This is a genomic window from Mesorhizobium sp. WSM4848, assembly GCF_055811375.1.
The window spans coordinates 111,230-119,885 of the sequence record NZ_JBVVPX010000019.1 but is presented as its reverse complement, the minus strand read 5'-3'; the positions used below and the strand labels follow the sequence as shown (position 1 = coordinate 119,885).

Annotated in this window: 10 protein-coding genes; 8 read left to right on the top strand and 2 right to left on the bottom strand. The window is 62.8% G+C overall.

Annotation, left to right across the window (positions count from 1 at the left end):
• Window positions 1–246: hypothetical protein (locus AC0L16_RS18755; RefSeq protein WP_473622453.1), on the top strand; the 246-nt coding region annotated here is incomplete at its 5' end.
• 174 nt (window positions 247–420) lie between these two features.
• Here AC0L16_RS18755 and AC0L16_RS18750 read toward each other — a convergent pair.
• A complete protein-coding gene (locus AC0L16_RS18750; protein ID WP_473622452.1) occupies window positions 421–1,053 on the bottom strand; it encodes an HAD family hydrolase in 633 nt (210 codons plus the stop codon).
• Between the two features lie 236 nt (window positions 1,054–1,289).
• Between AC0L16_RS18750 and AC0L16_RS18745 the strand changes: the two genes are divergently transcribed.
• Window positions 1,290–2,246 carry a sugar-binding transcriptional regulator gene (locus AC0L16_RS18745; protein ID WP_473622450.1) on the top strand — a complete coding sequence of 319 codons (957 nt, stop codon included), beginning with the start codon at window positions 1,290–1,292 and terminating at the stop codon, window positions 2,244–2,246.
• A gap of 21 nt (window positions 2,247–2,267) precedes the next feature.
• Here the strand turns inward: AC0L16_RS18745 and AC0L16_RS18740 are convergent, their stop codons facing one another.
• Entirely contained in the window at window positions 2,268–2,453 is a 186-nt protein-coding gene (locus AC0L16_RS18740; protein ID WP_473622449.1) for a hypothetical protein, read from the bottom strand.
• Between the two features lie 110 nt (window positions 2,454–2,563).
• Between AC0L16_RS18740 and gcvA the strand changes: the two genes are divergently transcribed.
• The 6 genes from gcvA (at window position 2,564) to AC0L16_RS18710 (ending at window position 8,636) form a co-directional block, all read left to right on the top strand.
• Window positions 2,564–3,472, top strand: a complete 909-nt coding sequence (gcvA, locus tag AC0L16_RS18735; protein ID WP_473622448.1) for a transcriptional regulator GcvA — start codon at window positions 2,564–2,566, stop codon at window positions 3,470–3,472.
• A gap of 201 nt (window positions 3,473–3,673) precedes the next feature.
• Entirely contained in the window at window positions 3,674–4,984 is a 1,311-nt protein-coding gene (locus AC0L16_RS18730; protein ID WP_473622446.1) for an ABC transporter substrate-binding protein, read from the top strand.
• Between the two features lie 121 nt (window positions 4,985–5,105).
• Window positions 5,106–5,978: a carbohydrate ABC transporter permease gene (locus tag AC0L16_RS18725; RefSeq protein ID WP_473622445.1), complete on the top strand. Its 873-nt coding sequence runs from the start codon at window positions 5,106–5,108 to the stop codon at window positions 5,976–5,978.
• Between the two features lie 11 nt (window positions 5,979–5,989).
• Complete coding sequence (locus AC0L16_RS18720; protein ID WP_254022207.1) at window positions 5,990–6,814, top strand: carbohydrate ABC transporter permease; 825 nt, start codon at window positions 5,990–5,992, stop codon at window positions 6,812–6,814.
• Window positions 6,815–6,864: 50 nt separating this feature from the next.
• Window positions 6,865–7,869: an ABC transporter ATP-binding protein gene (locus tag AC0L16_RS18715; protein ID WP_473622443.1), complete on the top strand. Its 1,005-nt coding sequence runs from the start codon at window positions 6,865–6,867 to the stop codon at window positions 7,867–7,869.
• Window positions 7,866–8,636 (top strand): L-iditol 2-dehydrogenase, encoded by a 771-nt coding sequence (locus tag AC0L16_RS18710; RefSeq protein WP_473622442.1) that lies wholly within the window; start codon window positions 7,866–7,868, stop codon window positions 8,634–8,636. The genes AC0L16_RS18715 and AC0L16_RS18710 overlap by 4 nt, the downstream gene beginning before the upstream one ends.
• Window positions 8,637–8,656: the final 20 nt, after the last annotated feature.

Genomic DNA, 8,656 nt, shown 5'->3' with positions numbered 1-8,656 from the left:
CTCGAACCGGATGGCCATCTGGTTCGAGGCTCAGTCGCTTACATCGCACAAAAAACCTTCCGTGCAGATACAAGGGGCAGCGCAAGCGCCCGAAACTGTGCTCGGCCTGATCGTGATCTCAACACGCCTGCAAAAGCACCTTCATTGTCAATCTCGGCGCCGCCCCTCATCGCCCTGCCGGGCACTTCTCCCCGTATCGTGACCTATCGGATTCACACATCGCAGAAATCGAGTCAGGATCAATAACTTAGATGACCATTGGTGTTGGAAGCGCCGGATGCAGCGCTCAATCGCCGACGTTGAAACGACTCGCTTTTTCCAGCACGTTTCCTGGTGATCGATCAATGGCGGCAGAGATGTGTGAACATGATAGGTATCGTGACGGGGAGAAGGGCGCTCTGATCGCCGGTTTCGCCAATCTTAAAGCCCGAGTTCAGCCCGCAATTCGTCGGCACTGTTGATAATGATCGCGCCGGGCTGCCCTGCCATGGGCGCTTCCGGCCAGAAGATCGTCTTCATCCCCGCCGCCAGCCCTGCCGTGGCGCCGGTCACGCTGTCCTCGACGGCCACGGCATCGGCTGGATCGACACCGGTCAGCCATGCGGCGCGCAGAAACGGTTCGGCGTGCGGCTTGCCTTCGCGCACGTCGTTGCGGCTGACCGTCTTCATGCCGGGATAGAAAAGACCGACCATGAGCAGATTGGCGTTGACGACCAGCCGGTCGGAATTGGACACCACCGCTTGCGCCACGCCAAGCGCGCGCAGCTCGTTGTAGATCTCGATGGCGCCGGGGCGCGGCTTCAGCGTCTCGGCCATTGGCAGATAGTGGTCGTATTTACGCACGATCCAGTCGTCGAAGGCCAGGTCGAGGCCGAACTCGTCGCGCAGCATCTCATAGACCGGCCATGCGGCAATGCCGAGCACCCGCTCATGCAGGTTGGTTGGCGCCGCGATGCCGACGCTGTGCAGCGCCGCTATCAGCGCCGCCTCGTGCAACGGCTCGCTGTCGACCAGCGTGCCGTCCATGTCCCAGAAAACCGCTTTCGGCGTCATGCGAGCTCCTTTGTCCGAATCCCTTAAAGGGTTTGCCTCGGGAGATAAACCGTCGCGCCTGGCTGCACCGACATTGCGGGCTATAATCGGCCACTCGAAACACTGCGGGCACCTCGGGAGCTTACCCAGGCAATTGCTCTGGCTACAGGCAATTGCTTACAAACGCATTCCCCGGTAGAACTAAGGCGCTCCCGCTCGGTGCTAGTGCTCGGTGCTTGGGGCAGGGAGGCAGCAAGGTGAATTCCCGGCAGGACAGCGGCAGCAGCAGGCTGGACGACGCGGCGCGCGCCGGCTGGCTCTATTATGTCGCCGGCAACACGCAGGACCAGATCGCCTCGACGCTCGGCATCTCACGGCAGACGGCGCAGCGGCTGGTGTCGCTGGCGGTGTCTGAAGGGCTGATCAAGGTGCGTGTCGACCACCCGATCGCCAATTGCCTCGACCTCGCGGCCCGGCTGAAATCGCGCTTCGCCCTCGATCTGGTCGAGGTGGTGCCGAGCGATCCCGCTTCCTCCTCCACCATCGGCGTCGCCGTCGCGGCGGCCGCCGAGATCGAGCGGCGGCTGCGCTCGCCGACGCCGATGGTCATGGCGATCGGCACCGGCCGCACGCTCAAGGCGGCAATCGAGCAGCTGCCGCCGATGGAGTGCCCGCAGCACAAGGTGGTGTCGCTGACCGGCAACATCTCGCCCGACGGGTCGGCCGCCTTCTACAACGTCATCTTCACCATGGCCGACAGGGTCAAGGCGCGGTCCTTCCCGATGCCGCTGCCGGTCATCGCCTCCTCGCCGCAAGAGCGCGAGATGCTGCTCAGCCAGCCGATGATCCAGCCGACGCTGGCGCTTGCCGCGGAAGCCGACGTCACCTTCGTCGGTATCGGCGATCTCGGCCCCAAGGCGCCGCTTTACGAGGACGGCTTCATTTCGGAGAGCGAATTGAAAGCGCTGCAAAAGGCCGGCGGCGTCGCCGAGATCGTCGGCTGGGTGTTCGATCGCGAAGGCCGGATGATCGAGGGCATCACCAATGACCGGGTGTCGTCGGCATCGTTGCCGTCGCGCGAAAAATCGCTGGTGATCGCGCTCGCCATGGGCGAGCGGAAGCTGCCGGGCATCCTTGCGGCGGTCAATCGGCGGCTGGTCAACGGCCTCATCACCGACGAGCGGACCGCCGCCGCCCTGCTGGCGGCCAGCTGATCAGGGATAAGTCCAGCAAGGCTATTTGTGCCGGCCGAAAGGATCGTTGCCGTCGAGAAAACCCATGTCGCGCTGCAGATGCGGCGGCAATTCCCTGATGTCGAGATAGGCCCGCTTCCTGGCTCCGTGCCGTGCCAATCCACACGCCAGACGCAAAAACCAGCCTTGGCCTGGCGTCAAAAATAGCTTTTCCTGCACAATGGTCATGATCGTAGGCCTCCGCTATGTCTAGACGAGAGTGATCGTCGGTGTCTGATATCGGGCGGATCGGCCGCTGCTGCCAATCAAACGTCGATCACGGCCCATAAGGAGGGCTTATGCCTGAACTCAAGTCACGGCAGGTCTCCCAGCTTCCTCCGCTTCAGGCGATCCGGGTGTTCGAGGCGGTGGCGCGGCATCTTTCCTTCACCAAGGCCGCCGGCGAGCTCGGCATGACGCAGGCAGCGGCAAGCTATCAGATCAAGCTTCTGGAGGAGCGCGTCGGCGCGCCTCTGTTCCTGCGCCGGCCAAGGCAGATCGTGCTGACCGAGGCGGGGCAACGCATGGCGCCTGCGGTCAGCGAGGCGTTCGCCCTGTTGGGCGGAGCCTATGCCGCGGCGCGCAGCGGCGCCGACGGCGTGCTTTGTGTCTCGACGCTGCTGACTTTTGCCTCGAACTGGCTGGCGCAGCATCTCGGCTCGTTCCAGGTCGCGCATCCATCGCTGGCGGTGCGCCTCGACACGTCGAACCGCCTTGTCGATTTCGCCCGCGAGGATATCGATATCGCCATCCGCTCGGGTGGCGGAAACTGGCCGGGCGTGGAGGTGCACAAGCTTTTCAATGCGGACTTCACGCCGATGCTGAGCCCGAAACTCGCGGCAAGCATCGGCGGGGTGAAGCAGCCTGCCGATCTGTTGCGCCTGCCGATCCTCGACCCCGGCGACATCTGGTGGCGGGACTGGTTTATCGCCGCCGGCCTGCCGGTCGAGGAATTGGCCAAGCGCCCCGGCACCAGCATGGGGGCGCAGGCCTACGAGGCCAACGCCGCGATTGCCGGGCAGGGCGTGGCGATCGTGACGGCCGCTCTCTTCAAGGCCGAGCTTGCCGACGGCCGCCTGATCCAGCCTTTCAACCTGGTCGGCGATGACGGCCATGCCTATTGGCTGGTCTATCCCCAGGCGCGCCGCAACGTGCCGAAGATCCGCGCTTTCCGCGAATGGATCCTGGCAGAGATTGCCGGCCAATAGGTCGGCAATTTATCTATCCGAAATCCAACATTTCGCACGTCGAGACTCATCCTAGCCGGCTTGAAGAGCGTCTGGAACCGGATGCCGCACGAGGCTGCGTGCTGCGCTGCAGCAACGAATCCGGCTTGACATAAATCACGCGAGGTGAGTAATTGCTCACAGCCAAAGCAAATGCTCGCTTGGTCCATGGGAGGAATTTTGATGAAACTTCGCACGCTCACCCTGGGTCTGTTGTCGGCCAGCACCCTCGCGTTCGCCGCGCATGCCGAATCCATCACCATCGCCACCGTCAACAATGGCGATATGGTCCGCATGCAGACGCTGACCGACGATTTCACCGCAAAAAATCCCGATATCCAGCTCCAGTGGGTCACGCTCGAGGAGAACGTGCTGCGCGAGCGCGTCACCACCGACATCGCCACCAAGGGCGGCCAGTACGACGTGATGACCATCGGCACTTACGAGGTCCCGATCTGGGCCAAGCAGAGCTGGCTGCTGCCGCTCGACAAGCTCGGCGACGACTATGACGTCAAGGACATCATCCCGGCCATCGCCAACGGCCTGACGGTCGACGGCAAGCTTTATGCAGCACCGTTCTATGGCGAAAGCTCCTTCGTCATGTACCGCAAGGACCTTATGGAGAAGGCCGGGCTGACCATGCCGGACGCGCCGACCTGGGACTTCGTCAAGCAGGCCGCCGAGAAGATGACCGATCGCGCCAATGGCGTGAACGGCGTCTGCCTGCGCGGCAAGGCTGGCTGGGGCGAGAACATGGCTTTCCTGACCGCGATGTCGAACTCCTTCGGCGCACGCTGGTTCGATGAGAACTGGAAGCCGCAGTTCGACCAACCCGAGTGGAAGAACACGCTGCAGTTCTATGTCGACCTGATGAAGGCCAATGGCCCGGAGGGCGCATCTTCGAACGGCTTCAACGAAAACCTGGCGCTGTTCCAGCAGGGCAAGTGCGGCATGTGGATCGACGCCACCGTCGCTGCCTCCTTCGTCTCAGACCCGAAGAACTCAACGGTCGCCGACAAGGTCGGTTATGCGCTGGCGCCCGACAATGGCTTGGGCAAGCGCGGCAACTGGCTGTGGGCGTGGTCGCTGGCCATTCCCGCCGGCACGCAGAAGGCTGACGCTGCTCAGAAGTTCGTAGCCTGGGCAACCAGCAAGGAGTATGCCGAGCTCGTCGCATCGAAGGAAGGCTGGGCCAATGTTCCGCCCGGAACGCGCACCTCGCTCTACGCCAACCCCGAATACCAGAAGGCGGCGCCCTTCGCCAAAATGACGCTGGACTCGATCAACGCCGCCGATCCGACGCATCCGACCGTCAAGCCGGTGCCCTATGTCGGTGTCCAGTTCGTTGCCATCCCTGAGTTCCAGGGCCTTGGCACCACCGTCGGCCAGCTGTTCTCGGCAGCACTCGCCGGCCAGACCAGCGTCGACGACGCTCTGAAGCAGGCCCAGGACGCCGCCACAGCAACGATGACCGAGGGCGGTTACATCCAGTAGGCTCCTCCCGGTGCCGAAAGCCGGTTGCCCATCTTGACCGGCAGGGGCCGCCCGAATCCCAGTTCGGGCGGCCACCTTCACAACACTGAAAAATTTGGCTGACCTTTGAAGGGTGACCGTCATGGCTACTCAACAGACCCGTTCGCTTGCCCGCTTCATGATGGCGCCATCCGTGGTGCTGCTGTTCGTCTGGATGATCGTGCCGCTGGCATTCACCCTGTGGTTCTCCTTCCAGCAGTACAATCCGCTCAACCCGATCCGCGACGGCTTTGTCGGCTTCTCGAACTACGCGCTATTCTATTCCAACCCGGCCTTCCTGCAGTCGATCCTCAACACGCTTATCCTGGTTGGCAGCGTACTTCTGATCACGGTGATCGGTGGCATCCTGCTGGCGCTGCTGATCGATCAGCCGATGTGGGGACAGGGCATCGTCCGCATCCTCGTCATCTCGCCGTTCTTCGTCATGCCACCGGTCGCCGCGCTGGTGTGGAAGAACATGATCATGCATCCGCAATACGGCGTCTTTGCCGACATTGCGCGCTTCTTCGGCGGGCAGCCGATCGACTGGTTTGGCCAATATCCGATGCTGGCGATCATCATCATCGTTGCCTGGCAGTGGCTGCCGTTTGCGACGCTGATCCTGTTGACCTCTCTGCAGTCGCTCGACGGCGAGCAGAAGGAAGCCGCCGAGATGGACGGCGCCGGCTTCATCAGCCGCTTCATCTATCTGACGCTGCCGCACATGTCGCGCGCCATCACCGTCGTCCTCCTGATCCAGACGATCTTCCTTCTGTCGGTCTATGCCGAGATCCTCGTCACCACCAATGGCGGCCCGGGTTACGCCTCCACCAACCTGCCCTTCCTCGTCTACCAGAAGGCGTTGCTGGAGTTCAAAATCGGCCAGGCATCCGCCGGCGGTATCCTTGCCGTCATTTTAGCCAACATCGTCGCCTTCTTCGCCATGCGCGCGGTCGGCAAGAACCTGGACAAATAAGGGAGGAAACGATGGCACGTGCAGTCAGCACCCAGCACAAGACGATCGCGACCGCGGCCGCCTGGATCGTCGCCCTGCTGATCTTCTTCCCGATCCTCTATACGATCATCACCTCGTTCAAGTCGGAGCAGGAGGCCATCCAGGGCTTCAACCTGTTTCCGTCGGGAACCACCGAGAGCTATACCGCAGTCGAGGCGCAGAGCGGCTACTTCAAGTTCTTCCTCAACTCGGTGTTCCTGTCGGTCGGCTCGACCATCCTGGCTTTGCTCGTCGCCATACCGGCGGCCTGGTCGATGGCGTTCTCGCCGGGCAAATGGACCAAGGACATCCTGATGTGGATGCTGTCCACCAAGATGATGCCGGCGGTTGCCGTGCTGTTCCCGATCTACCTGATCTTCCGCGATACCGGATTGCTCGACAGCCGCATCGGCCTGATGGTCATGCTGATGCTGATCAACCTGCCGATCGTGGTGTGGATGCTCTACACCTATTTTCGCGAGATCCCCGGCGAGATCCTGGAAGCGGCGCGCATGGATGGCGCATCGCTCTGGAACGAGATCGTCTATGTGCTGACGCCGATGGCGGTGCCGGGCATCGCCTCGACGATGCTGCTCAACATCATCCTGGCATGGAACGAGGCGTTCTGGACGATCCGGCTGACCACCACCGAGGCCGCGCCGCTCACCGCCTTCATCAGTTCCTTTTCCAGCCCGCAAGGGTTGTTCTGGGCCAAGCTTTCGGCGGCCTCGACACTGGCGATCGCGCCGATCCTGATCATGGGCTGGTTCAGCCAGAAGCAGCTGGTGCGCGGCCTGACCTTTGGCGCCGTGAAGTAACACCGCCGCAAGCGATGAACGACGGACAATAACCCCTCGGGGAGGAAACCATGGGAAACATCACGCTCAAGCACGTCTCCAAGTCGTTCGGGTCGACGGTCATCATTCCGGGCATCGACCTGGTGATCGAGAACGGCGAGTTCGTCGTCTTCGTCGGCCCGTCGGGCTGCGGCAAGTCCACGCTGCTGCGGCTGATCGCCGGGCTGGAGGACACTACCGCCGGCACCATCAACATCGACGGCCGCGACGTCACCGGCGAGGCGCCGGCCAAGCGCAAGCTGGCCATGGTGTTCCAGTCCTATGCGCTCTACCCGCACATGACCGTGGCCAAGAACATTGCCTTCCCGCTGAAGATGGCGGGCGAGGACCAGGCGACCATCGACAGGAAGGTCAAGGACGCGGCGCGCATCCTGAACCTCACCAACTATCTCGATCGCCGTCCCGGCCAGCTCTCCGGCGGTCAGCGCCAGCGCGTCGCCATCGGCCGCGCCATCGTGCGCCAGCCATCGGCCTTCCTGTTCGACGAACCCTTGTCCAACCTCGACGCAGCACTGCGCGGCACCATGCGGCTGGAGATCAGTGAACTGCATCATCAGCTCAAGACGACGATGATCTACGTCACCCACGACCAGGTCGAGGCGATGACCATGGCCGACAAGATCGTCGTGCTCAACGCCGGCAACATCGAGCAGGTCGGCTCGCCGATGGAGCTCTACAAGACGCCGAAGAACCTGTTCGTCGCCGGCTTCATCGGTTCGCCCAGGATGAACCTGATCGAAGGCGCGCCGGCGGCCAAACATGGCGCCAAGACCGTCGGCATCCGTCCCGAACATATGAACATCTCGACGACTTCAGGCGAATGGAAAGCCACGGTCGGCGTCGCCGAGCATCTCGGCTCCGACACGTTCCTGCACGTTCAAGCCGACGGTGTCGGACCGCTGACGGTGCGCGCCGACGGCGAACTGGCCGCCCATCACGGCGACACGATCTATCTGACGCCGGACAAGGCCAAGCTGCACCGCTTCGGCGCCGACGGAAAGGCGATGATGCAATGAGGCTCGAGGGTAAATCGGCGCTGATCACCGGGTCGGCGCGCGGCATCGGCAGGGCGTTCGCCGAAGCCTATGTCCGCGAGGGCGCCACGGTCGCCATCGGCGACATCAATCTCGAAGCTGCGGAAAAGACCGCTTCGGAGATCGGCGGCAATGCTTACGCCGTGAGACTGGACGTCACCGACCTCGCTTCGATCGAGGCAGCGGTGAAAGCGGTTGAGACAAGGGCTGGCGGACTGGACATTCTGATCAACAACGCCGCTTTGTTCGACCTGGCGCCGATCGTCGAGATATCGAAGGCAAGCTACGACAGGCTGTTTTCCGTCAACGTCGCCGGCACGCTGTTCATGCTGCAGGCAGCCGCCCGCTCGATGATCGCGGCTGGCCGGGGCGGCAAGATCATCAACATGGCGAGCCAGGCCGGACGCCGCGGCGAGGCCCTGGTTGCCGTCTATTGCGCCAGCAAGGCAGCCGTTATCTCACTCACCCAGTCGGCCGGGCTCGACCTGATCAAGCATCGCATCAACGTCAACGCCATCGCGCCCGGCGTCGTCGACGGCGAGCACTGGGACCATGTCGATGCCCTGTTCGCCAAATACGAAAACCGGCCAAAGGGCGAAAAGAAGCGACTGGTCGGCGAGGCCGTGCCTTACGGCCGCATGGGCACGGCGCAAGACCTCACCGGCATGGCGGTGTTCCTGGCCAGCGACGACGCCGAATACATCGTCGCCCAGACCTACAATGTCGATGGCGGCCAGTGGATGAGTTGAGGGGGCGAAGGCGCTCTTCT